General features: G+C 57.3%; 16 protein-coding genes and 6 pseudogenes. 10 read left to right on the top strand and 12 right to left on the bottom strand.

The genetic code is table 11. The features are described from left to right. Window positions 1–53 precede the first annotated feature (53 nt). The 3 pseudogenes from QDY28_RS31045 to QDY28_RS23455 form a co-directional block, all read left to right on the top strand. Window positions 54–107: pseudogene (locus tag QDY28_RS31045) on the top strand (hypothetical protein); the annotation flags it as partial. Window positions 108–109: 2 nt separating this feature from the next. Then, a pseudogene (locus tag QDY28_RS23460) lies at window positions 110–337 on the top strand (integrase); the annotation flags it as partial. A gap of 388 nt (window positions 338–725) precedes the next feature. Next, window positions 726–929, top strand: a pseudogene (locus QDY28_RS23455) (cold-shock protein). 760 nt (window positions 930–1,689) lie between these two features. On the opposite strand, the gene QDY28_RS23450 reads toward QDY28_RS23455, so the two are convergent. From QDY28_RS23450 to groES, 7 genes and pseudogenes are all read right to left on the bottom strand, one after another. Next, on the bottom strand, window positions 1,690–4,029 hold the full coding sequence (locus tag QDY28_RS23450) for a PBP1A family penicillin-binding protein (protein ID WP_331383974.1): 2,340 nt from the start codon (window positions 4,027–4,029) through the stop codon (window positions 1,690–1,692). Between the two features lie 547 nt (window positions 4,030–4,576). Next, window positions 4,577–6,143, bottom strand: a pseudogene (gene tnpC / locus QDY28_RS23445) (IS66 family transposase). A 389-nt stretch (window positions 6,144–6,532) separates the two neighbouring features. Beyond that, window positions 6,533–7,789 (bottom strand): IS1182 family transposase, encoded by a 1,257-nt coding sequence (locus QDY28_RS23435; RefSeq protein ID WP_331383972.1) that lies wholly within the window; start codon window positions 7,787–7,789, stop codon window positions 6,533–6,535. A 234-nt stretch (window positions 7,790–8,023) separates the two neighbouring features. After that, the gene (locus tag QDY28_RS23430; protein ID WP_331384000.1) at window positions 8,024–9,118 is read right to left on the bottom strand and encodes a glycosyltransferase family 4 protein; all 1,095 of its coding nucleotides are present in this window, start codon (window positions 9,116–9,118) and stop codon (window positions 8,024–8,026) included. A gap of 86 nt (window positions 9,119–9,204) precedes the next feature. Next, a complete protein-coding gene (locus QDY28_RS23425; RefSeq protein WP_331383971.1) occupies window positions 9,205–9,630 on the bottom strand; it encodes a hypothetical protein in 426 nt (141 codons plus the stop codon). Between the two features lie 96 nt (window positions 9,631–9,726). After that, window positions 9,727–11,355 (bottom strand): chaperonin GroEL, encoded by a 1,629-nt coding sequence (gene groL / locus QDY28_RS23420; protein ID WP_331383970.1) that lies wholly within the window; start codon window positions 11,353–11,355, stop codon window positions 9,727–9,729. Between the two features lie 58 nt (window positions 11,356–11,413). Next, window positions 11,414–11,728, bottom strand: coding sequence for a co-chaperone GroES (gene groES / locus QDY28_RS23415; protein WP_331383969.1), 315 nt, complete (start codon window positions 11,726–11,728; stop codon window positions 11,414–11,416). 457 nt (window positions 11,729–12,185) lie between these two features. Between groES and QDY28_RS23410 the strand changes: the two genes are divergently transcribed. Both QDY28_RS23410 and QDY28_RS23405 read left to right on the top strand, forming a co-directional pair. Next, a complete protein-coding gene (locus tag QDY28_RS23410) occupies window positions 12,186–12,476 on the top strand; it encodes a hypothetical protein (protein WP_331383968.1) in 291 nt (96 codons plus the stop codon). Between the two features lie 215 nt (window positions 12,477–12,691). Next, window positions 12,692–13,003: a DUF982 domain-containing protein gene (locus tag QDY28_RS23405; protein ID WP_331383967.1), complete on the top strand. Its 312-nt coding sequence runs from the start codon at window positions 12,692–12,694 to the stop codon at window positions 13,001–13,003. A gap of 334 nt (window positions 13,004–13,337) precedes the next feature. Here the strand turns inward: QDY28_RS23405 and QDY28_RS23400 are convergent, their stop codons facing one another. The 5 genes and pseudogenes from QDY28_RS23400 to QDY28_RS23380 form a co-directional block, all read right to left on the bottom strand. Continuing rightward, window positions 13,338–13,703 (bottom strand): SPW repeat protein, encoded by a 366-nt coding sequence (locus QDY28_RS23400; protein WP_331383966.1) that lies wholly within the window; start codon window positions 13,701–13,703, stop codon window positions 13,338–13,340. A gap of 82 nt (window positions 13,704–13,785) precedes the next feature. Then, complete coding sequence (locus tag QDY28_RS23395; protein WP_331383965.1) at window positions 13,786–14,289, bottom strand: Hsp20/alpha crystallin family protein; 504 nt, start codon at window positions 14,287–14,289, stop codon at window positions 13,786–13,788. Window positions 14,290–14,387: 98 nt separating this feature from the next. Beyond that, the gene (locus tag QDY28_RS23390; protein ID WP_331383964.1) at window positions 14,388–14,858 is read right to left on the bottom strand and encodes an Hsp20 family protein; all 471 of its coding nucleotides are present in this window, start codon (window positions 14,856–14,858) and stop codon (window positions 14,388–14,390) included. A 784-nt stretch (window positions 14,859–15,642) separates the two neighbouring features. Continuing rightward, entirely contained in the window at window positions 15,643–15,825 is a 183-nt protein-coding gene (locus QDY28_RS23385) for a hypothetical protein (RefSeq protein ID WP_331383963.1), read from the bottom strand. Beyond that, window positions 15,819–16,230: pseudogene (locus tag QDY28_RS23380) on the bottom strand (IS110 family transposase); the annotation flags it as partial. The gene QDY28_RS23385 and the pseudogene QDY28_RS23380, both read right to left, overlap by 7 nt. A 407-nt stretch (window positions 16,231–16,637) precedes the next feature. Between QDY28_RS23380 and QDY28_RS23375 the strand changes: the two are divergent. The 5 genes and pseudogenes from QDY28_RS23375 (at window position 16,638) to QDY28_RS23355 (ending at window position 22,376) form a co-directional block, all read left to right on the top strand. Continuing rightward, entirely contained in the window at window positions 16,638–17,720 is a 1,083-nt protein-coding gene (locus QDY28_RS23375) for a substrate-binding domain-containing protein (RefSeq protein WP_331383962.1), read from the top strand. Between the two features lie 74 nt (window positions 17,721–17,794). Beyond that, a complete protein-coding gene (locus QDY28_RS23370; RefSeq protein ID WP_331383961.1) occupies window positions 17,795–20,050 on the top strand; it encodes an ABC transporter permease in 2,256 nt (751 codons plus the stop codon). Then, window positions 20,043–20,825, top strand: a complete 783-nt coding sequence (locus tag QDY28_RS23365) for an ATP-binding cassette domain-containing protein (protein ID WP_331383960.1) — start codon at window positions 20,043–20,045, stop codon at window positions 20,823–20,825. The genes QDY28_RS23370 and QDY28_RS23365 overlap by 8 nt, the downstream gene beginning before the upstream one ends. Before the next feature lie 383 nt (window positions 20,826–21,208). Beyond that, a pseudogene (locus tag QDY28_RS31040) lies at window positions 21,209–21,835 on the top strand (autotransporter outer membrane beta-barrel domain-containing protein); the annotation flags it as partial. A 58-nt stretch (window positions 21,836–21,893) separates the two neighbouring features. Continuing rightward, the gene (locus tag QDY28_RS23355) at window positions 21,894–22,376 is read left to right on the top strand and encodes an invasion associated locus B family protein (RefSeq protein ID WP_331383958.1); all 483 of its coding nucleotides are present in this window, start codon (window positions 21,894–21,896) and stop codon (window positions 22,374–22,376) included. Window positions 22,377–22,516: the final 140 nt, after the last annotated feature.

The raw sequence follows: 22,516 nt of genomic DNA, 5'->3' as shown, positions 1-22,516 counted from the left end.
TTGGTTCTTGTCGCGATCATGCTCGATGAGCTGAAACCGAAACATTCAAGGCGGTGTTGCGGCAGGATACGATCAGTGGCCAGGGGCGGCGGGTGGCGAATTTCCTACTCGCCTGGTGGAACGCCGGGGCAATGTCAGCCGCCGCGCGCTCGATCCGAAGGCGGTCAATCATATCGTCAAGCAGAGGGTGAGAATGGCTGGGTTGGAGGTTGGGGAGTTTTCGGCGCATGGTTTGCGATCGGGCTATCTGACGGAGGCGGCCAACCGGAGCATCCCACTCCTCGAAGCCATGGAGCAATCGCGACATCGTTCCGTTCAGCAAGCATCCAGCTACTAAAAGGATGCGGAACGAAAGAACGGGCGTGCGGCGCGGTTGGTCATTTGGCGCGTGGAGACGTTCAACTCGCACGCTGGATTAGCCACCATGATGCATAAGCTCAATCTCTCCGACCTTTGAGAGCAAATCAATCATCTTCAAGCCGGCGGAGGACCGGCGTTCGCCCCGGGGCTTCTGGCCCGCGAAAATATTATAACGGACCCATCAACGACACTGAGGACAAGTTTGCTGGCAAAACCCGAGCCACAGCATAGCAGCAGAAGACATGCCCAGCGGTACGACGGTCCCAAAGCCGCGCGGCCGAGCGCTTGTAACCAATCGGCTTGATCTAGCGATGGTTGGTCGCTAGGTTGCCGCCGCAACCAACTTACAAATCACGAGGAATGTCATGCCGACTGGCAAGGTTAAGTTTTTCAACACAGACAAAGGCTTTGGTTTCATTACACCGGATTCCGGAGGGACTGACGTTTTCGTGCATGTCTCCGCCCTCCAATATGGCGACGCGCTCAGATAGGGGCAGTCCGTTTCCTATGATCTTGGCCAGGATCGAAAGACCGGCAAGTCCAAGGCGGAAAACGTCAGACCACTCTGACGCCGATCGGAAAGGCCAGTCTTCGCAATGTGCCACACGCTTGATAGGTGGGCACCGACAGTCGAGGACATAGCGCTGATCTTCCGCAAACAACCGATTTTACGAAATTTCCCCCTTAGTCCGGCCACTGACGCGCTTTCAGCGGCTGTGACGGATGGGGAAAAAGCGCGCCCAGTGGCTCTCGATTTTGATCACAAACTCGCTTGTAAAGGATCGGTTATCTTCATCGTCTGCATTTAGAACATGTCGTTCATCACGTGATTAGAATCTATTTCGCAGAAGTGCCTCCCCAATCATCGGAATTCATTGCCGCTGATCGAATTTCATGAGAGCTTCGCTCCAAAACTAATTTTCAGAAGCGGATATCAGGATTCATGAAGCAGGGACAAAGAAAGACGTTTTGAGGCGCGGTCAGCACTTTCACGGCCGCTGGATGCCAGAAGCCGCTATCCCCGTCGGCTATGCGGCCTTCATCGATGCATTTGAATTACCGGCGCCCGTGCCAATCGCCCTATCAGCGATCGGTCCGCACCACAAAGTCTATCGGGCTGAGAGTTGGAACATTTACACGCCGCGCCACCAGTCGGACAACGACCTTGCCGGACAACTAGCCTTCGCGCTGCGCTATGAAGGACCTTGCCCGTGTTCCAGCGGTTTCCCGTGCAATTATAATGTCTTTGCAAAAACATCATAACTGATACCAAAGGACAAAAAGCGGCCGCATTCTCCAATTCGCTTCGGAGGTTCGCCAAAGTGATGGTCACTTTTCACAAAGTCGCCGTCGGCCGGCATAAGGCTGGTAGGTGCAGTCGGCAGGCCGGAAGGAGCGATAGGTGCGGGAGCAGGCAGCGATGTTGCAGACCTGCGTTGCTCCTGAGTTGTCGATCGCCGCTTCTTTCGATTGCGGTGAATTTGGCGCGGGCTCAGTCATCGCCTCCCGCATGAAGTCCCGCCAAATATGCGCTGGCAAGGCACCGCCGGTGACACCGTTCATCGGCGTGCCGTCGTCATTGCCTACCCACACGCCAGCAACGAGCGGTTCCGTGAAGCCGATGAACCAAGCGTCACGGTTGTTCTGGCTGGTGCCGGTCTTGCCGGCGGCAAACATGCCGGGGTCGGCTCCTCGTCCAGTGCCGCGTTCCACCACCAACTGCAGCAGGCCAATGAGATCGGACTGGTAGGGGGAAAGGTCGACACTCGACTTTACTTGTGAACCAACTCGAAACGTCTTTGCCTGCCCTGCAGCTTGAAAGTCCATGATGCCCCAGGGCTCGACAGGCGCTCTGCCGAGATGGACGGATGCATAGGCGCTGGTGAGATCAAGCAAGTTCACCTCGGATGTGCCAAGCGTCAGAGACGGCGTGTTGGCAAGCGGCGTCTTGATGCCGAGTTCACGCGCGGCGGCGATCACCTTGTCGAGCCCGACCTCTTCGGTGAGCGCTACCGATGCGGCATTGAGCGACCGCGCGAAGGCCTCGGCAAGCGTGACCCAGCCATGATAGCCGCCGCTGGAATTTTCCGGTGACCAGCCGTCGATGTCGATTGGCGCGTCTAGAATCCGGTCGGAGAGGGTGAGTCCAGCCTTCAACGCTGCGTAGTAGACGAACAGTTTGAAGGCGGAACCCGGTTGCCGCATCGCGGTGACGGCACGGTTGAACTGGCTTGCCTTGTAGTCGCGCCCGCCCACCATGGCAACGACCGCGCCATCGGGTCTCATCACAACCAAAGCGGCCTGCGATGCGCCGACTGACTTCCCTTCACCATCCAGGGCTTTTCTCACGACCCCTTCGGCGATCTGCTGGAGCCGCGGCACCAGCGTCGTGCGCACTGTGGTTGACCCCGGCCAGGTGCCGGCGATTTCGCTCGCCTGCGGCGAAATCCAGTCGGCAAACCAGCTGCCGGAGCGCGGTGTCGGCGTCGTCGGATGCAGTTTGGCGAAGCTCGCCTTGGTCGCTTCCGCCTCCGCTGCGGTGATTTTGCCGTTGGTCACCATCGCGTCAAGAACAACGGCAGTGCGCTGCCACGCGCCTTCGAAATTGTCGATCGGATTCCATTGGCTCGGTGCCCGCAGCAATCCCGCAAGCATCGCCGATTCCGGTAGATTGAGAGCCTCGATATCCTTGTTGAAGTAGATCCGCGCGGCTGCCGGCATGCCGGTAGCGCCGGCACCCAGATAGACGCTGTTGAGATAGCGTGTCAGGATTTCCTGCTTGCCGAGCTTCCACTCCAGCCAAACGGCTATGATAACCTCCTGAATTTTTCGTTTTATCGTCCGATCGGCATCTAGGTACTGAAGCTTGATGAGCTGCTGGGTAATCGTGCTACCGCCCTCTACCACGGAGCCTGCTTCGAAGTTTCGCAGAAGCGCTCTTGCAATCCCTCTGGGATCGACGCCGAAATGATCCATGAAGCGTCGATCTTCAACGGACAGGACAGCATCGCTCAGATGCGGCGGAAACTGATCATAACGCGCATAGGGCTCTTGATAAGGGCCTTGTCTCACCAATGGCGCACCGTCCGCGGTTTCCAGCACCACGACGGGCTTTAACGTTCCATCCCGGATTTCGCCCCAGGGCACGTCTTTCAGTGCCCACACCAGTACACTTCCGACAACGAGGCAGGCAAGAAAGGCCAATCCTACGGCGATTTTCCACCATGTTCTATGCGGTGAAGCAAGCCGCTCGGTTTCGAGCGGCTTTGTGTGCGGACCACGAATACCGTTTCCCAATTTAGCCCAAGCAGTTGCGACCCATCTGCCAAAACTGCCGACTATTGATGGGCTTTCCGGCCCGCTCAGCGTGTTTAGTTTCGTGCTCACGTACGAGGCGGCCGTTTTAGCCCTAGCTTTTGCGAAGATCGCGCTTGCGCGCAAATCATAACAGAGTGCCCGCAGTAGATTGTGCTTGTGCGTCGCCTGTCTGCTTTGGACAAAGGCTACGTCAGATTGTCGCGCAGGATCGGCCGATGAACTGGACGCCGAGTCCGGCGAGGGCGCCGGTGCCTCAACTTTGTCGGCAGCGAATTCCGAATCCGACTGGCGATTGGCACCCGTGTTGGGGTCGCTGGTACTTTGGGCTGAGGAATTGGAAGGGTTTGGCATCGGTACCCGCTAAAAGGCTCTTTTCCCCAATGTAGGGCGAGCTTCTAATGTCGCCACGTGGAATGCTCCATCGCAAAACCGGCCCTCCAGTAGCCAACTTTGGAACTTGGAGATCGCCTCACGATCGATGGAATGCCTGATTGGGTGACGCAACAACATTGCGGTTCCATCAGCAAGGGTCTTCCGATTATAGTTCCAAACCAGCCTTACCAGCAACAATAGGTATAAACCGTCTATTCTGCCGACAAATGGCAACATTGATTGATACGCCCAATTGAGGCTTCGAAGCGCCACCGTACATGGGTGCTCATTGACACCGTTATCTTGACGCGCCTCCTAGCTACACTCCAAGCGTGGTTGGCATCGAATAAGTCGGCATACCCTGCTTGGTCCTTCTGTGCTGGTTGGTTGGAATCGCCGAGAGAGATGAAGATTAAATGCCGAGGTGCTGTTGAGGAACTGCCCGTACCAACAACGTAAGCGCTAATTTCCATGCGCGTTGACGCGCCCCGTTTGACGGGAGAGCCTTTCGGCCGGTCGCATCGGATCAGGTGACGGTGGTTTTGGCGAAGTTGAATGGCAAGAGATCGGTGATATCGACGTCTTCGGCGCGCTGCGGCAATTCGGTGAGGATGTGGCGCACGTAGGCCAAGGGTTCCACGCCACATGCGCGGCATGTCAGCATGAGGCTGTAGACCACGGCGCTGGCCCTGGCCCCGTCCATGGTGTCGCTGAACAGCCAACTTTTTCTGCCAGTTGCAAAAATTCTGATATCCCGTTCAAGAAGGTTGTTATCGATCGGCACCCTGCCGTCGTGCACATAGCGCGTCAGATATTCCCATTGGTTCAGGGTATAGGAGACGGCGTCGCCGATCTTGCTATCGGGCAAGACCTTCGGCGCGATGTCGTCGAGCCATTTCTTCAGGGCGGAAAGGATGGGCACGCTGTGTTGCTGGCGAAAGCGGCGAATGCAGCCGGCTTGCGTTTCACCTTTGTCCGGTTTTTCGTCCCGCGCTTGCTTTTCAATCCGGTAGAGCTGTTCGAAGAACTTCAGCGCCTGCTCCGGCGGCCCACCGGGTTTGTTTCTCGTCTTGAGAGCATTGACAAAACGCCGTCTTGAATGGGCCATGCATCCAATGTGGGTGGCACCTGCAAGCGTGCGCCAGGCGGAATAACCGTCGCTCATCACTATGCCGCGGTAATCGCCGAGGAAGGTCTGCGGATGGATCTGTCCGCGGCCCGACTGATAATCGAGAAGAACGATCGGCTCATCACTGTCTTCGCCACTGCGATATGCCCACATATACGATGTGTCGGTCGCCGCTCTGTCCTTTTCCTTCAGGACCTGAACCGTCGTCTCGTCGCCATGGATGAGAGGCTGTGACCGAAGCCGCAGCTTCAGGGCATCATAGATACGGGAGAGATGCTTTTCGCTCGATCCGATCACCCAGTGTCCCAGAGCGCCACGGCTGACGGGAACGCCGGCGCGCTCGAAGGCCTGAGCCAGACGGTAGAGTGGTGTGCCGTCGACATATTTATGAACCAACGCGAAGGCCAGCGTCGAGGCCGTGGCGATGCTTCCCGGCAAGGGTTGTGCGGGCATCGGCGCGATCACCACCGGCGTATTGATGCCGGTCCGGTCGCAATGGCGGCAAGCATTATTTGTATCGAACATTCTGCAGGACCTTCGCCTTCACCTCGATATGAAGCTGCTCGGTGACGGCCTCGCCAATGCGATGCATGTGGTGACGGCAGCAGGGGCAGGCCTTCTGATCGTCGGCAAGGTCATATTCGACCCGCTCGCGCGGCAGGTTTTCCGGTAATGGTCGGCGGACGCGTTTCTTGCCTTCCGGCTTTTCAATCGTCGGAAAGCCAGTGTCCGGCAGGTCGACGACATCGCCTTCTTCGCCGTCATCCTCGGCGGCAGTCTTCTCGGCTTCATTGAAGAGGCGATCAACGTGTTTTTCGCTACGCGGCGCAAAGCGACGCAGCCGTGCCAGTGCCAGCTCTTCCTCGAGTTTGATGACGCGTTCGGAGAGCTGACGGTTCTCCGCCTGCAGCGCGGCAATGCGCGCCATCAATTCTTCAACAGTCGGTTCGCCGGTTCGATTCATCAGATTCAGACCGTCTAAAAACCCTGTGCCTGGAGCACTCAGCAAGCTGCGGTCAAAAAAAGGTGCCGGCTCTCCTCGAAATCCAGCACATTGGTTGAAAACTCCTACGATGTCGCGTTAAGCGGCCTTGTCATGAGCTTTTTGGAGGTTTTCGGTACGATCGAAGCGTATTTCGACCGATTAGGTGGAGAGAGCGGCGACCAGACCCGATACGCCGACGATCGTGATGGTTCTTTTCATGTTGTAGGCGAGCGCGGTCAAACTGAATTCGCCGCGCACATTCTCCAATCGACGCATCAGAAACGCACCCTGATACATCCACTGCTTGATGGTTCCGAAAGGATGCTCGACGCATTCCTTGCGTTTATCCAGAATGTTAGGGTGGGCTGCTAGCCTTTCGGGGTCATGCGGTCGATGACCGCCTCATTTGGCCGGCGGCTGACCTGGCGAGATGCCGTGTTCGTGCATTGGCTTCTCAGAGTGCACTCTTTGCAGGCAGCACGGTTTTGATAATAAATCATCTCTTTGCCGCGCGCCAAGCCATGAAATACGACCGGCAGGCTTGCTCCACTCGGGCAAATGTAAACGTTATTCGCTGGATCGAAGCGGAATTCTTCCTTGGAGAAAAAGCCCTTGCCAACGGTCTTTCCGCCGATTGGCTTCGCCACATAGGCAGTAATACCCGCCTGTTCGCAGGCCTCAATGTCATCGATGCTGAAATAGCCTCGATCCGCCACTGCGTCGATCTGCTTGGCACCCAGCGCTTCCATCGCCACCTTGACTGTTGAGGCAAGCAGCCCTCTGTCGCCGACATCATTGCTGACTTCCTGTCCGGCGATCAGCTTGTGCTTAGCGTCAACAGCCAGTTGAATGTTGTAGCCGACGCTCACCTTCGCCCCGGGCGCCATGCGTCTGCTGTCCGGGTCAGTCAGCGATATCTGGTCTTCGCCTGTCTTGTCCAACTCTTCCAGAAGTGCTTTGTGCCGGTCGCGCTTACCTTGGATCGCCGCGATCTTCTCTGCCAATCTGTTGTCGCTGCCGCCAGAGTCACCTCGATTGCTTCCGACCTTATCGTCCCCAGCATCGCTTTCATCGAGCCGCTTCATGTAGTCGGCGAGTTTCTCGTCTGTCTTTTGTACAATGATCGAAAGCACCTTGCGGGTGAAATTGCGGGCCGGATTGTTCACTGCCTTGATCCGCGTTCCATCCACAGCAAGCAGCTCCCTGCCAAACAGGTCGAGTTGACGGCAAAGGATAACAAACTCGCGAAATACCTGCTTGAAGGCTGCGCAGTTCGCATGGCGGAAAGCAGCAATGGTACGAAAATCCGGCGTCAGATGGCGCAGAAGCCAGATCACCTCAATATTGCGATGAGCCTCCGCTTCCAGCCGCCGGCTTGAGCGGATGCGGTTCAGATAACCGTAGATGTACAACTTAAGGAGATCAGCAGGATCATAGCCCGGACGTCCGGTTTCCTTCGGTTTGACTCGAACAAATCCGGCCACGAAAAGATCCAGGCCATTTACGAAAGCCTCGATGAATCGAACCGGATTCTCCGGTCCCACATAATCGTCAACAGCTTCGGGCAGAAGCAACAGTTGAGAGCGGTTTCTTCCAGATAAATGCGCCATGGTCAAATCTACCATCAATCGCAACCGGCTGGAATCGTTGATGGAGTTTTTAGACGGTCTGATGGTGATGGATGCTGGCTATGAACCGGAAGCGCCTCATGAGACTTGAAGCTCCGAAGCACAGGAGGCTGACAAAGACAGGTGCCCCAAGAGAGGGAAACCTGTCTGCTCAGACTGAGCCGATTGTGCCGAGTGGAAAAAGCCAGCTCAAGGCGGCGCGGCCCCTCAATTTTCTCTCCGCTCCGTTTCCTATGCCACGACTTGAAGATCTAGGGACTGACCATTCGCGCGGCGAAGCGGTGCAGCTTGCGTCCGCGTGCCAGGCAATTGCCGATAGATGTTGAGATAGTCTCGAGCCATCCGTTCGGCGCTGAAGCGTTCCTCGAACTTCTCCCGTACTTTGCGCCGATCAAACCGCAACACCCACTCGATATTTTCCACTGCTTCCGTCACGCTATCGACCAACACGCCGGAGATGCCCTCATCGATTACTTCGGGAGCGGAACCGCAACGGAAAGCAATAACGGGTGTGCCACACGCCATTGCCTCTATCATGACGAGACCGAAGGGCTCAGGCCAGTCAATCGGGAAGAGCAGGGCGCCCGCATTGCCAAGGAAGGCTGCCTTCTGATGCTCGTTAATCTCACCAACGAATTCTACATTCGGTTGGTTTTTCACCATCGGCTTGATCACGGTTTCCCAATAGGCCTTGTCGGCATTGTCTATTTTGGCCGCAATCCTCAGCGGCATTCCCATCTTAGCGGCAATTCGGATGGCGCGATCCGGGCGCTTTTCCGGAGAAATTCGGCCGAGGAAGGCGAGATAGTTTCCGGCTGGTTTTTCTGTGAAGGGAAGCAGATCGAGGGGCAAGCCGTGATAAACTGTTCCCGACCAGTTGACGGGCGGCATTGGGCGACGCTGGTCGTTAGAGATGGACACCAGCGGAAGATCGGGGAAAGCCCTGTAGATCGGACGCAGATCTGGCAGGTCAAGACGCCCATGCAGCGTTGTCACGGTTCGGTCTGCAAACTCCCTAATGAGCGGGAAATGCATGAGATCGATATGGAAATGCAGCACGTCGAATTCGCGCGCCCGCTGGCGGACTTCCTCCAACATGATCACCTGGTGCGGTAGGGGATCCTTCACGGTGGGGTCGAGCCTGAGCGCGACGCCCGAGCACGGCACCAGTTCTGCGCTGGTAACGGAATCACCACTAGCAAATAGTGTGACATCGTGGCCTTGGCGGACGAGTTCTTCAGTTAGATAGGAGACAATACGCTCGGTTCCCCCGTACAGTTTCGGTGGAACACTTTCGGCGAGCGGTGCGATCTGAGCGATCTTCATCGGCAAAACCTCCTGGAGAAGCAAAGAGTCGTCGGCAAAAACCATGCCCGCGTCCCTAAAAGCACGCAGGGGCACAGATGGAGCTTCTAAATCTCGAACGGTTGTCTGGCACGTCCTCCTTTCCAATAGCTGCACAGGCCGAAGCCGACCGATTGACGTACTTGTAGTCTTCGGCGGTTCGTCTTTTTGGTGTCGATGGAGGGGGATGAATTTTGCGTCGCGTGGCTTTGATCGTCGCCGTCCAACGCTTTCAGGGCCGCAAGGATTTCGTCGTAGGAGACGATCTCGCTCATCCCGGGATAACGCCGAAGGGCCGGTATGGATTCGATCGCGGATATGTCGGACGCCCATGAGGCAAGGATTGCTCGCTTCTCATCCTTGCTGATGTTTTCGTTCGTCAGAACCTCACGCGGGTGACCGAAGTGCATTGCTGGGTGCAGCAGATGTCCGGCGCTGATCGCTGCCGTGGCAGCTTGTTGAGATACGGAATTCGTGTCGTTTACCTTTCGCATCGCGTTCGCCTCCTTGCAGAAGATGATTATTATGGTTTTTCATCCCGTTCGTTGCGGGGTAAGGTCCGCCCACCGAAGCGGGCGGACCATAGCCCCTTAGAAATCCATCCCAGCCCCTGCCGGCAAAGCAGGTGCGGTTTCCTTCTTTGGCTTCTCGGCGATCATAGCTTCCGTCGTTACCAGCAGACCGGCGACCGAGGCTGCATCCTGAAGCGCGGTACGCACGACCTTGACGGGGTCGATGACGCCTTGAGCATAAAGATCCCCAAATTCGTTGGTCTGAGCGTTCCAGCCGAACGAAAAATCGGCTTTTTCGCGCAATTTTCCTACGATGATCGAGCCTTCGGCACCGGCATTCTCGGCGATCTGCCGAACCGGTGCTTCAATGGCGCGGCGGACGATATCGACACCAACGCGCTGGTCGTCGTTTTCGGTCGTGAGATTGTCCAGCGATTTGATGGCGCGCAGCAGCGCCACACCGCCTCCCGGAAGAATGCCCTCTTCAATGGCCGCACGGGTTGCGTGCAGTGCATCATCGACGCGGTCCTTCTTTTCCTTCACCTCCACTTCGGTCGAGCCGCCGACGCGGATGACCGCGACACCACCGGCGAGTTTGGCAAGACGTTCCTGCAACTTCTCGCGGTCGTAGTCCGACGTGGTTTCCTCGATTTGGGCTTTGATCTGGGAAACCCGGCCATCAATCTCCGATTTCGAACCGACGCCATCAATGATCGTCGTATTCTCCTTTTCGATCGACACCTTCTTGGACCGTCCCAGCATATTGAGCGTGACGTTTTCCAGCTTGATGCCGAGATCTTCGGAAATGACGGTGCCGCCCGTCAGGATGGCAATGTCTTCCAGCATCGCCTTGCGGCGATCGCCGAAGCCAGGAGCCTTGACAGCCGCGATTTTCAAACCGCCGCGCAGCTTGTTGACGACGAGCGTTGCGAGTGCTTCGCCTTCGACATCTTCGGCAATGATCAAAAGCGGCTTGCCGGACTGTACGACCGCTTCGAGAACCGGCAGCATCGACTGCAGATTCGACAGCTTCTTCTCATGAATGAGAATGTACGGTTCCTCGAATTCGACCCGCATCTTTTCGGCGTTTGTTACAAAATACGGGCTGAGATAACCGCGGTCGAACTGCATGCCTTCCACGACTTCGAGTTCGGTCTCGGCGGTCTTTGCTTCTTCAACGGTGATGACGCCTTCGTTGCCGACTTTCTGCACCGCTTCAGCGAGATACCGCCCAATCTCTGGATCGCCATTGGCAGAAATGGTGCCAACCTGAGCGATTTCGGAATTGTTGGATATCTTGCGTGCATTGGTCTTCAGTTCCTTGACGACGGCGTCGACTGCAAGATCGATGCCGCGCTTCAGGTCCATCGGGTTCATGCCGGAGGCAACGGCCTTGGCGCCTTCGCGAACGATGGCCTGAGCAAGCACCGTCGCAGTCGTCGTCCCGTCGCCGGCAAGATCATTTGTTTTGGAGGCGACTTCACGCAGCATCTGTGCGCCCATGTTCTCGAACTTGTCTTCCAGCTCGACCTCCTTGGCGACGGTGACGCCATCCTTGGTGATGCGCGGAGCGCCGAAGGACTTATCGATGACCACGTTGCGGCCCTTCGGACCGAGCGTCACCTTGACCGCATTGGCAAGGATGTCGACGCCCCGCAGCATACGTTCACGAGCGTCGATGTTGAATTTGACGTCTTTAGCAGCCATATCTTCACTCCTCGTTAGGCAGCTTGGTTTGACTGGTGAAAATTTGCCCTGCGCCGTTTCAGGCCGCCTCTTTCTCGGCTGCCTTGGCATCAATGATGCCCAAGACGTCGCTTTCCTTCATGATCAGCAGATCTTCATTGTCGATCTTGATCTCGGTGCCGGACCATTTTCCGAAGAGAATCCGATCGCCGGCCTTGACATCGAGCGGCTGGATTTGTCCGGCCTCATTGCGTGCGCCGGCACCGACGGCAATGACTTCGCCCTCCTGCGGTTTCTCCTTGGCAGTGTCGGGGATGATGATGCCACCTTTTGTCTTTTCTTCAGACTGGACGCGGCGGACGAGAATGCGATCATGAAGCGGTCGGAACGACATGCTTTCCTCCAGTACATAAACGATGACGATGTTGTTCCCCTGTCCGGACCGGATAACCAGTCCGGGCGGGTGCAAAACCTCACACGAGCGCCTTGCGCGAAATGATCTGGTTTCCGGAATTTTCGATTTCAAGAGGAGAAAACGAAAAAATTAGCACTCTAGAGTGACGACTGCTAAACCAATGAAAAGGGGCAACAAACTCCCCTTTTTAGCCCGCAACTTCGCTCGTAATTGGGGTAGGGACACTGGCGTGTAAGGAACCGGCGTCCGCTACCACATTCCAATTCTGAAAAGCCTGTGGTCGCGTTCGCGCAGCCATGTCGTTGCGGAGGAGTTGTCCGGCGGCGAGTCAAGCGGCAATGGGACTTGAATCCAGATTTTCGCATTCCTAGCTGTTAGCTAGCCGAGGCTTGATGAGCTCGGTTACTATCGCACGTCTGTTCGGAGTGAGATCGATATGAAAGAAAAAATCGAATTTATCAAAGACCTCAGCATCGAGGAACGGGAAGAGGTCTTCGTCGACATCGCCCGCACCCTGGAGGGTACGGCACGCGAAGCCCTTTTCGACGGCAACAGGCACTTTGCCGCACTTTCGGCCAATATGGCAGAGGCAATCCGCGTCAATGCCGATGAACTCGCCCGCGACGAACCCGAAAATGCCGCGCGCGTACTGCAACAGGCAACTGCGATGATCTCGCAGTTCAAGGCAGTCCATCCTTACCACATGATCAGTCATTCCGTGCACTAAAACGCGCTTCGGCGCTCGCCGTCCGTTAGGATGACGAGCGCGCAACAAGAAGCCCGGATTGCTCTAGCTCGGCTTCGTATGGAAGCCCGAATCGGCAGAGATAAGCCGGCCGCACTCTTTCATCGCTCACGTCTACGCGCAGGATCTTGAAGGAGCGGTGAGCTCGCACAATATCAATTTCAGGCGAACATTGGTGGCATGAAAGGAGGAAAAATATGCCGCTGAACGATGTCCCTTGGACCCGGCCGGTAACCATCCGGCTCCAGTGTGGCCTGGAGCGCACTTTCACGGGCGTCTATGACGCATTGGATTTTTTGGAGAACGAGTGGCCTTTGCGCAATGGCGAGCGCCACGAGCGGGCGGTCAAGAACTGCCGCGGCGCAATCAATGGCGTTGTTCCCGCGGTCTTAGCGCGGGAGGCGTTCATAGCCGCATGCCTCGAGGCAGGAATGCCAGCCGTCATGTTGCCCTGGAAGGCTAGGCCGAACAGGCATCCGATGCGACCCCAGCGCACCGCTTCTCTGTAACTCTTGGCGGTACGATCCGCCTATACCAAACTAGGGATTGTTCGGCAGCGTCGTTCGATGCGGCGCTGCTCCGCGCGGGGCGGCTAGAAGTGTGGACTGCTCGTAAAGCGGCGATGGTCTGCCGCATGCGTCGACGCTAGAGCCACGGTGAGTTGCTTTAAGGTGGCAACTCCGTACCTCTGTGCTCATTCCGGCGGCCTTATCCATGAGGATTCACCGATCTATAGGAGGACCATCCGCGCGGTACGCAGGTCTTTGCATACCACCTTCCCTCACGTTTTGGCGCCTAAAGCGTTGAAAAGAACCGGGCCCGAGACGGGCCCGTCCTTATTTCCTAAGTGGTGGATAGTGGATGGTTATGGTTAAACCAGATGCTGCCGGCCGCCAGGACTGCGACCGCAATACCGGCAATGACATGCACCCAGGTTGCCGCTGTGATTGCGGAGAAGCCGAGGGCCCATGGCGCGATCACGGCCCAGATGCCTAGCACCACATTGATCCATTCCTCGGGTTCATAGAAAGCATATAGTGCCACGGCTGCGATCACCGCGATCGCAATGCCGACGATCCAGGCATTCCAGGCGGCGGAGGGCTCGCCTGTAAAGCCGAACAGCCAGGGCGACAGCAACAGAACCAGACCGGCAACGATATTGACGATATCGAAAGCGGTCCGGTTGTTCGAAGACAGGGACTCTAGCATCGTTCATTACTCCTTATCGGTCGGTTGCACATTAACGTGGGCGGCGGCTGCCAAACTGGCCGGCCGCCGCTCATTCGTTAGATCAGCTCTTGATGGTGATGCGCTTGACCTGCGATTGCGCCTTCGCGGTTTTCGGCAAGGTGACGGTCAGCACGCCGTTCTTGAACGTGGCGTTCACCTGATCGTCCTCGACTTCGGCACCCAGCGGAATTCGGCGCTCGAAGCGGCCGTAATAGCGCTCGGAGAACTGCTTTTCCTTGTCTTCGGTCTCCGACTTCTTTTCGCCCTTCAGCGTCAGGACGCCGTCCTCCAGCAGGACCTCAACGTCCTTCTCCTCAAGGCCAGGCATCTCGGCCGTCACTTTAATTTGGTTGTTGGAGTCGGAGACCTCGACACTCGGCCAACCGGCCCCGAACTGGGAGCCGCTGCTGAAAGATGTCAGGCCGGACCCAAAGCCGCGAAAGACGTCGTCGAACAGCCGGTTCACCTCGCGATGTAGAGACAGAAAAGGATCACGTTCGTCATCGCGAACAACAGCCTTTCCGCCATCGTTGCGGCGCATGGGGATTAGGTCACGAACACTCATGGTTTTTCTCCTTTCCGTAGGTTCAACAAGCAAAGCGCTGTCCAAAAGCGTCGGGCGAGGCCCGGCGCCCTGGTGCGTGCCTTGCGGTCGAGCAAGCCTTAGGCCGCCTGGTTGTCAGCCTCGATCTGCTTGGTTTGCGGCATCGCCACATCGGTTCCGATCGCGATCTGACGCGGCTTCATCTCCTCAGGGATTTCAAGCTTGAGATCGATCGTAAGCAGACCGTTGACCAGACCCGCGCCCACCACCTTCACGTAGTCGGCCAGTTCGAACCGACGCTGGAACGAACGGCCGGCGATGCCACGATGCAGATAGTAAGCCTCTTCACCATTCGCCTTTTGCCCCGAGACGATGAGCAGGTTCTGCTCCTGCGTTATCGCCAGCTCGTCCTGCGAGAAGCCGGCCACAGCCATGGCGATGCGGTAGTCATCTTCACCGTTCTTCACTATGTCGTAAGGGGGCCAGTTGTCGACCATCTCGGCGCGGCTTGCGGCCTCGAGCGCGTTTAACATACGGTCGAAGCCGATGCTTGACCGAAACAGGGGAGAGAAATCGAGGTTTGTCCTCATAGCCATATCCTCCTTATAAGCAACATGGATACAAGGAGACGCCAAGAGCGACCGGCGTCTCCTGGACTTGTGTCAATCCCCATAGGGCGATCAACAATTTGTATGTAATTCAGCGCCTTAAGGATTCAAGGGGGAGTGGAGTTTCCCAGGAGAAAAATTTATTTACCATGACGCCGAGACATCCGAGCTCCTGGCGGGCGCTGCTAGTGCGATCGAAACTTACGGGGGTGGCCAGTATCTTACCATAGGCGGTGCGAAAAGGGCGGTGGAATACATGTTGGAGGAGCGGCCGGGAAAAGAAACGAGCAAATATTCGACCCAAACAAGCACCGATGAATGCGCATGACGACAAAATCTCTGCCGGCGAAACACGGCGGGCGTTTTGGCCGAAGAAGCTGAAATACCTTTCTTTAGCTAAGGCGGTGGGAAACGGTACTTGAGCGGGACGCACGGTCTGGCTCAGCGATGACTGTGACTGGGCCAATCGCGCCGTGGCGCGTGAGGCTCCGCGACGGCGAGGAAAACGTTCAGGTCGCCGAGATCATTCCGCTGCATTTATCACCTTACCTTACAGGCTCAAGCACAATTAAGCATCTAATCGCTAGAACGTTTAGTTAAGGAAAAGGCCGTCAAGCTTAAACTGAATGACGGGGGCAGCGGCACCAACGCTGCCCCCGTCGAATTCTCGGTCGAACTAGTTCCGTTTCAGAGCCGCAGATCGCCAAGATAAGGAACTATGATCTTCAATGTCTCTTTGCGCCTCATGACCACTTGGTTTCGTTCATCAAAACTCCTTCCAGTCACCCTTGGCAGCGAGCGCAGCGTTGCCCGAGAAGGCGTTTGAGAGCCTGCGGCCGAGCGCGCGCGCCGGTGAAGCGACCGGACGGTTGTCCAACGTGGCGCTGCGCGGCACCGATTGTCCACCGTCAAGCTTGAAGCGGGCGATCAGCCGCGCGAGGTTTTCCATGCAATCAAAGCGCGGATCAGCGTCTCACCGTCGATGCGGTCGGTCTTCGCCCGCCGATGCCGGCGCGGCAAAAATCGATGCGGCTTCTACAATGTGGCTCTCTATCCAAGCTTCCTTGCTCAGCGCCCGTCCTAACCAGAAGCCATCCAGCCCGACCTCTTGGATCACGACCAATGGGTACAATGKGTTCTTTCGCCGTTTGACCTTCTGGCGAAGTGYTGCAAAGCACGCAAGCAAACCGGCGATATCGCCTCCAGTGACAGTGTGGCGGGACATTTTCTTGCTGACAGGTGACAGAGCCGTCACCAGCCATGTTGACTTGCTTAATTCCAACGAGACGAAAATTGCGCCAAGATCGACGAGAGTAGCGGTCTGCGCTTGAGATTGATCTGCTGTCATCGGCATGGTTGGCCTCCAGAGAGTTTTCTAGCGACCTCACTCTGCCACCGGGCAGGCCGCTACTCACCCCTGATGGGATCTCAACTGCAAAACCAGCCGACGTGTGTCCATACCGAAGACAAGTCACAGTTTGCCCCTAAGGAATGAGTGCCAACGTCCTGCGGAGCGGGCGGTCGGACCTGAGCTGCCAGGATATTCCCCAGCTTTACCGAGAGTTGACCAGTCGGATTCCGCGAAAAAACGATCATCGGATGTTTCTGAGGCGAACAAGTTCGCCAATACGATGAGTTCATCGTTTACTTGCATCGGAATAGCGCAGAATATTAGCAAGTTAGGGAGGAAGCCTTCGGCCCCGCTCTCGATAAACTGCGCTCGAACGGCTTTCCTCCTTTGGTTTCATGGGAGGACCAAACATGAGGCGGATTTTGCTGTACGCGGCATCGGCCGCGGCACTATCACTTGGCAGCTCGCATGCATTTGCGCAGTCCGGCAGCGTCGAGAAAGCGGTTGGCGGCTACAATTTCGCTGAAGCCGCCAAGGAAGACCCCGGCACGAAGAATTTCCATTCGGCTGATGGTCATTTGACCTTCGCAATTGTAACGCATACGGCGGGCAATGGCTTTTTTGACCCTGTCTATGTGGGCGCGACCGTCGCCGGCAACATGATCGGTGCCAAGATATTGTTGCTCGGTTCGGAATCGCCTGTGGACGATCCCGCCCGGGAGATCGAGATCCTCAACCAGATCGTTCAAGATCCGACCATCGACGGGATTATAATGACGACGCCGCAGGTCGGCGCCTATAACGATATCGTCAAGGCCGCTGAAGCGGCCGGCATCCCAGTCGCTACGACCAACTCGTTCGATCCGAACATCCTGGACCGGAGCCGCATAAGCCATACTGGTCAGGACGCATCGGCCGCGGCAATCGGCGGCGAGGCGCTGGCAAAATGCGTGCTAGCGAGCGGAGCGACCAGCGGCTCGATTGTGCTGCCGTCCTCCACTGCGATGGGCAACATCGAGGTGAACAACCGCGTGACCGCCGCTTTCAACGCGATCGTCAAGACGCTGAAGGACGCCGGCAAACTCGACGCCTTCAAAGTTGACGCCGGTCCGGAGAATGTCGGCATCGACACCAATCCGAACGATCCGGTCAACGCACTTGTTTCGCTCTTCGAGTCGCGTGGTGACGTGGTCGGCGCCTTCACAGCCAACAACGTCTTTACGCCGCCGCTCGTCAAAGCCGTGGCTCAGATGGGGCGGACCGGCAAGTTCTGTACTTTCGGATTCGATCTCGGCCCGGCGCAGCAGGAAGGTATTGCCGCCGGAAATCTGACCGGCTCGCTGGGGCAGCAACCTTTCCTGCAGGGCTTCTGGCCTGTCATGCAGCTCTACCTGCAAATTGACCGTGGCATTTCGGCCGCCAATCTCGACACGCGAGCCCAGCTCGTGACGAAGGATACGGTCGCAAAGGTTGGCAAGCGCTTCGAAAACTAAACCGCTCGAAGCATCTGGAGAATGCAGGAGGGCACAAGCCCTCCTGCAAGGCGGGCGGCAAGGATTGGTAGATCATGGCGCTTACTGCGACGACATCGCTGGGCCGTGCGCCACCTCAGCTCGCTGGCGGCTGGGAGGTCGGGCTGCTGATCTTCCTTGCGTTGCTCTACTTTGGCGGCGCTCTCGTCAATCCGGCCTTCTTCGGATCAACGGAAGCCCTGCACGCGCTTCTTCGTGACACTTCCCGTGTGGGAATCATCGCGGTTGGGATGACGTTTGTGATCGCCAACAGGGATCTCGATCTTTCGGTCGGATCGACGTATGGGTTGGTCGCTGTGGTCTTCGCTAGGCTTTTTGCACCGAACTTTCTCGATTTCAGCGTTACGACGTCGGTGATCCTCTGCGTGCTGTTGGGTACGGCAATTGGCTTGATCAACGGCGCGCTCGTTACGATCCTGAAGGTGCCTGCGTTCATAGCGACATTGACAATGCTTTTTATCGGTCGCGGCTTCGTGCTCGCGTTCACGCATGGACAAGCGATCTACTACTCAGATAAGACGAAAGACCATCCGCTGCTCTTCCACCTGGGGGAGACAAATGCTCTCGGCTTCAACAATCAGATTGCGATCTTCTTCCTTATCGCTTTCATCGGGGCCTATGTGCTTGCTGGAACCCGCTGGGGTTACGAGACTTTCGCCACCGGGGGAAACGAGCAGGCGGCAGTCTATGCCGGCATTCGCACGCGCTGGGTGCGCATTCGCGCATATCTGCTCTCGTCGCTCTGCGCCACTCTTGCGGCTCTGCTGTCGGCTGCCCAGGATAAGGGGGTGACCCCTCTCTACGGCGTAAGCTGGGAGCTCACCGTCATAGCATCGGTCATCATTGGCGGCGCGTCGATCCTTGGCGGGCGCGGGCGCGTCATCGGATCGTGCCTTGGCACTGCGGTCGTCGTCCTGATCGATAAGGTCTTGCGCGAAGGCTGGCCGATCACGCGGACTGTTGTCATCGACGGTGAAAGTATTGCGGTCGGCGCCAAGTTCACGCTGCCCGCGGGCGCAGTGCTGGTTTTCCTAGGTCTCCTTCTTGTCATGGCCGTGCTTGTCGAGCCAATCCTCATTCGGCGCCAGATCGCGGGCCGACTTTGGGCGTGGCTGCGCCGCCGCCCGCCGCCACCAGCTTATGAAATGGGTGGCGTGGCACTTGAGGGCGTCCAGACCAAGGGCGCCATGGCGACCGACACGGCACTGTCTGCCACGGGACTCGGCAAATTTTTCGCCCGCCGCGACGCTCTCGCGATTATTCTCACAGCCGTATTGTGGCTGACGGGGCTCGCCCTAAGGCCGGACTATTGGTGGTACCTGTCCAACACCTTCGCCATCCTGCTCAACTACACGGAACTGGCAATCATTGCAGTCGGGCTCACCTACGTCATCGCAGCCGGCGACATCGATCTCTCGGTTGGCGCAGTGCTCGCCCTGGCCGGCAGCACCGCAGCCTATTTCTTGAAGGTGCTGGGCGCCGATCCGTTCACTGCAGTTGCGATGGCTTTGCTGGTAGGGATGGTCGCCGGACTCGTCAACGCCGTCGTGACAATCGGCTTCAAACTCCCCGCCTTCATCGCCACGCTCGGCATGTTTTACATTGCGCGCGGCATGGCCGCTTGGTTTGTCGCAGGACAACAGCTGACCGGCTGGCCAGAAGGTTACAACCTTCTTGGTCGTAAAATGAATGACGTTCTCCTTCATTTTGGTCTGATCCTGCCGCCGGGAATTTTTCGGACGGTGGCCGAGGTTGTTAGCGTCCAGACGATCTGGATGTTTTTCGTCGCGCTCCTCGCCGGCATCGTACTAGCCTTCACACCGTTCGGGCTGAAGGTTTGCGCCGCTGGCGGCAACGTTCGTGCCGCTGCCTATGCCGGCATCAACACGAACCGGGTTCGCTTCATCTCGCTCATGCTTTCGGCGCTCTGCGCAACCATGGCCGGCATCATCAACGTCGCATACTTCCGCAGCTTCAACCCGGTTGCCGGTCAGTTCCGTGAGCTGGACGCCATAGCTTCGGTAATCATTGGCGGCGGATCGATCTTCGGCGGCTATGGTACGGTGATCGGTTCACTGGCTGGCGCGGCGGTAATCACGCTCGTCCGGGCACTTCTTCAACTCAACGTCCAGGGATTCAGCATGCCGCAGCACTGGATCAACGTATTTATCGGCGTCATCCTCATTGTCGCGGTGCTGATCGATATATGGGTGCGCCAGGCCAATATTTTCGGACACCTGCGGGCGCGCCTCGCAAGGGGCGCGAGAACAGGGGAAGGCATCCATGGCTGACGCGACACTACGAAAGCCGATTGTGGAAATGCGGAGCATTGAAAAAGCCTTTGGAGCAGTGCAGGCGCTCCGCAAAGTCGACCTCGTGCTCTATCCCGGGGAAATTCTTGGCCTGGTCGGCGACAACTCCGCCGGCAAATCCACTCTGATGAAAATCCTGACCGGTGCCTATCAACGGGATGCGGGCGAAATCCTTGTTGCCGGGCAAGCGGCGCATTTCAAGAGCCCGCACGAGAGCCGCGATGTCGGCATCGAAATGATCTACCAGGACTTCGCGCTTTGCGGGAACATGGACGTCGGCCAAAACATATTTCTTGGCCGCTGGCCGCTTAAAGGCCCCTTTGTCAATCGGCGGAAGATGTATGCGGAAGCCGATGGCGTGCTGAAGCGGCTCAAAGTAGACGTCAACTCCGTCTATCAAAAGGTTGAGAGCCTGTCTGGCGGCCGCCAGCAATCCGTGGCGATCGCCCGGGCGATCTCGTTCGAACCGCGTGTGGTGATTCTCGACGAGCCGACCGCCAACCTGTCCGTGATGGCAACCGAACGGCTGCTTGAAACCATGCTGGAGTTGAAGAAACAGGGTGTTGCCCAGATCATCATCTCGCATCGCTTGGTCGACATTTTTGCTGTGGGTGATCGCGTTATGGTCCTCAAGCGCGGGGAGTATGTCGGCGACCGCTATATCAAGAATACTGACGAGCACGAGGTCTTGGAGATAATTGTGTCCGGCACGCGGGAAACCGCGCTGACAGCTGATGAGGCAAGAGGCATCTGATCGGCCGCCGAGGCCGCGAGGAACGAGCGACCATAACGCCTCCGCCCGCGGGTAGCTTGCGAGGACAGCTTGTAAATTTGCGTTGTACGCCGCCTTTTTGAGCACGACGGGTTCACGGTGGTGGTAGTGAACAGATAATTTGTCGCGGTGCGAGATAGGTCACCGGCATCAAGCCTCACGAAACACCGCAATGGATGGCTCGATGGTTAACAGATATATTCGAAACCACGATGAAATCTTGGGACAGCGCGACCTTTCGGGCAGGTCCTCTCAATATTGAATCTGAAGAGTTCAGATGAAGCTGAGCGAGCGGCGGCAATCGTTGTAACTCTTTATGAGCAAGGAGTTCACAACGAATATCACCTCGCAAAGCTGGCCAGCGCATGGCCGCTATTAGCGAACCCGTTCGTGGTCAAGCACTTGCCAATAATCCCTCGTCGGAAAAAGACAACACGCGGCCATTGATGCCTCATCGGGCACGAGACCGATTTCAAAGGGCTGTTCGCAAAGCCCGCGCTAGCAGGCTCACTGGCGAAGGAAAAAGACACCGCCCATTACCGACAGGCTCGGCATACGTGCGGCGCCCAATGCTGGCTCGGTTCCGGGGCCGTCATAGATCCCCCTTCTTTATCTGCACCCAGCCGCGCCCGATGCCGGCTGATGGGGACTGGTATCTGCGCTCCACGTACAGCACTGCTGCCAATCCTACCGATCCACTGTCGGATCCGCAGCAGCAGCCGCTTTATGCGCCAAGGGTGCCGCTATACGAGGCCTATGCCGGGGTGCTGCAGAGCTTCAATGAGCTCGGTACCTTGCAGCAACGTACCGGCAATCGGACATGGGGCACCGGCGAGACCATGCCTCAAGGTGCCGATATGCTCGACCAGGCGCCGGCAGGCGGCAAAGCCATCTGGGCGCGCATCGAGGCGGCTCATGGAAATTTCGAGCCTGAGACATCGACCGCGGGAGCCGACTATACCGCCACAACTTGGAAGTTTGAAGCCGGGCTGGATGGATCGTTCGACGACGGCGACGCCGGTGCGTTGATCGGCGGGGTCTCTGCTGGCATTGGCTGGGTCTGCATCCGCCCAAGACGGTGTTTTCAAGCTGCCGAACGGTGCCTCATCCCTGCAAGAGACATACCAGGATTGGAGTCTTGCTTGCCACGGTGTGCCTCAGACCGATTGTGCCGTTTCCCAGCAGCAGACACAGCAGAATGGGCAGCGGATGATGGCGATCGAACTGCGCAGGAATGCCGATGGAACGCTCGCCGGAAACCTCGTCCTTCCGTTTGGGCTTGCCCTCGATGCAGGTGTCGTTCTTCAGATTGATGATGCCGCGCCACAGAAGCCTTTAAGGTTTTCGACCTGCCTGCCGGCAGGGTGCCTCGTGCCTCTGAGCTTTGACGCAAAAACGGTGGTCGCCCTGAAAACCAGCTCGTCGCTCGAGATCAAGCTCCAAAGGATGGATGCGAAGGAGGTCACCCTCCCGATCTCTCTCAAAGGCCTTGCGGGAGCCGTTGGCCGCCTCGCAGCACTTGGAAACTCGTAAGCAGCGGGCTGCCATGACTCTTGGTTGAGGGTGCCGTCCTCGAGAGACAGGCAATGGTATGCCTCGCGCAATTTATCAGGGGTAGGTTGCATCCCGCTTCTGCTGCGATGGCGAGGCATTATCTTGGATTGAGAGGGTTG

Source organism: Rhizobium sp. BR 362 (genome assembly GCF_036528765.1).
Classification (GTDB): domain Bacteria; phylum Pseudomonadota; class Alphaproteobacteria; order Rhizobiales; family Rhizobiaceae; genus Rhizobium.
Note: the sequence above shows the minus strand (reverse complement) of the source record. Positions and strands in the feature narration are given on the sequence as shown.

Bases quoted from the DNA above. Each gene is read 5' to 3' on its own strand.
- QDY28_RS23450 (WP_331383974.1), bottom strand. From the start codon at position 4,029: ATGCCAAACCCTTCCAATTCCTCAGCCCAAAGTACCAGCGACCCCAAC.
- groES (WP_331383969.1), bottom strand. From the start codon at position 11,728: ATGTCGTTCCGACCGCTTCATGATCGCATTCTCGTCCGCCGCGTCCAG.
- QDY28_RS23385 (WP_331383963.1), bottom strand. From the start codon at position 15,825: ATGGAAAACCTCGCGCGGCTGATCGCCCGCTTCAAGCTTGACGGTGGA.
- QDY28_RS23430 (WP_331384000.1), bottom strand. From the start codon at position 9,118: ATGAAGATCGCTCAGATCGCACCGCTCGCCGAAAGTGTTCCACCGAAA.
- QDY28_RS23365 (WP_331383960.1), top strand. From the start codon at position 20,043: ATGGCTGACGCGACACTACGAAAGCCGATTGTGGAAATGCGGAGCATT.
- QDY28_RS23410 (WP_331383968.1), top strand. From the start codon at position 12,186: ATGAAAGAAAAAATCGAATTTATCAAAGACCTCAGCATCGAGGAACGG.
- QDY28_RS23370 (WP_331383961.1), top strand. From the start codon at position 17,795: ATGGCGCTTACTGCGACGACATCGCTGGGCCGTGCGCCACCTCAGCTC.
- QDY28_RS23435 (WP_331383972.1), bottom strand. From the start codon at position 7,789: ATGGTAGATTTGACCATGGCGCATTTATCTGGAAGAAACCGCTCTCAA.
- QDY28_RS23395 (WP_331383965.1), bottom strand. From the start codon at position 14,289: ATGAGTGTTCGTGACCTAATCCCCATGCGCCGCAACGATGGCGGAAAG.
- QDY28_RS23405 (WP_331383967.1), top strand. From the start codon at position 12,692: ATGCCGCTGAACGATGTCCCTTGGACCCGGCCGGTAACCATCCGGCTC.
- QDY28_RS23390 (WP_331383964.1), bottom strand. From the start codon at position 14,858: ATGAGGACAAACCTCGATTTCTCTCCCCTGTTTCGGTCAAGCATCGGC.
- QDY28_RS23425 (WP_331383971.1), bottom strand. From the start codon at position 9,630: ATGCGAAAGGTAAACGACACGAATTCCGTATCTCAACAAGCTGCCACG.
- QDY28_RS23375 (WP_331383962.1), top strand. From the start codon at position 16,638: ATGAGGCGGATTTTGCTGTACGCGGCATCGGCCGCGGCACTATCACTT.
- groL (WP_331383970.1), bottom strand. From the start codon at position 11,355: ATGGCTGCTAAAGACGTCAAATTCAACATCGACGCTCGTGAACGTATG.
- QDY28_RS23400 (WP_331383966.1), bottom strand. From the start codon at position 13,703: ATGCTAGAGTCCCTGTCTTCGAACAACCGGACCGCTTTCGATATCGTC.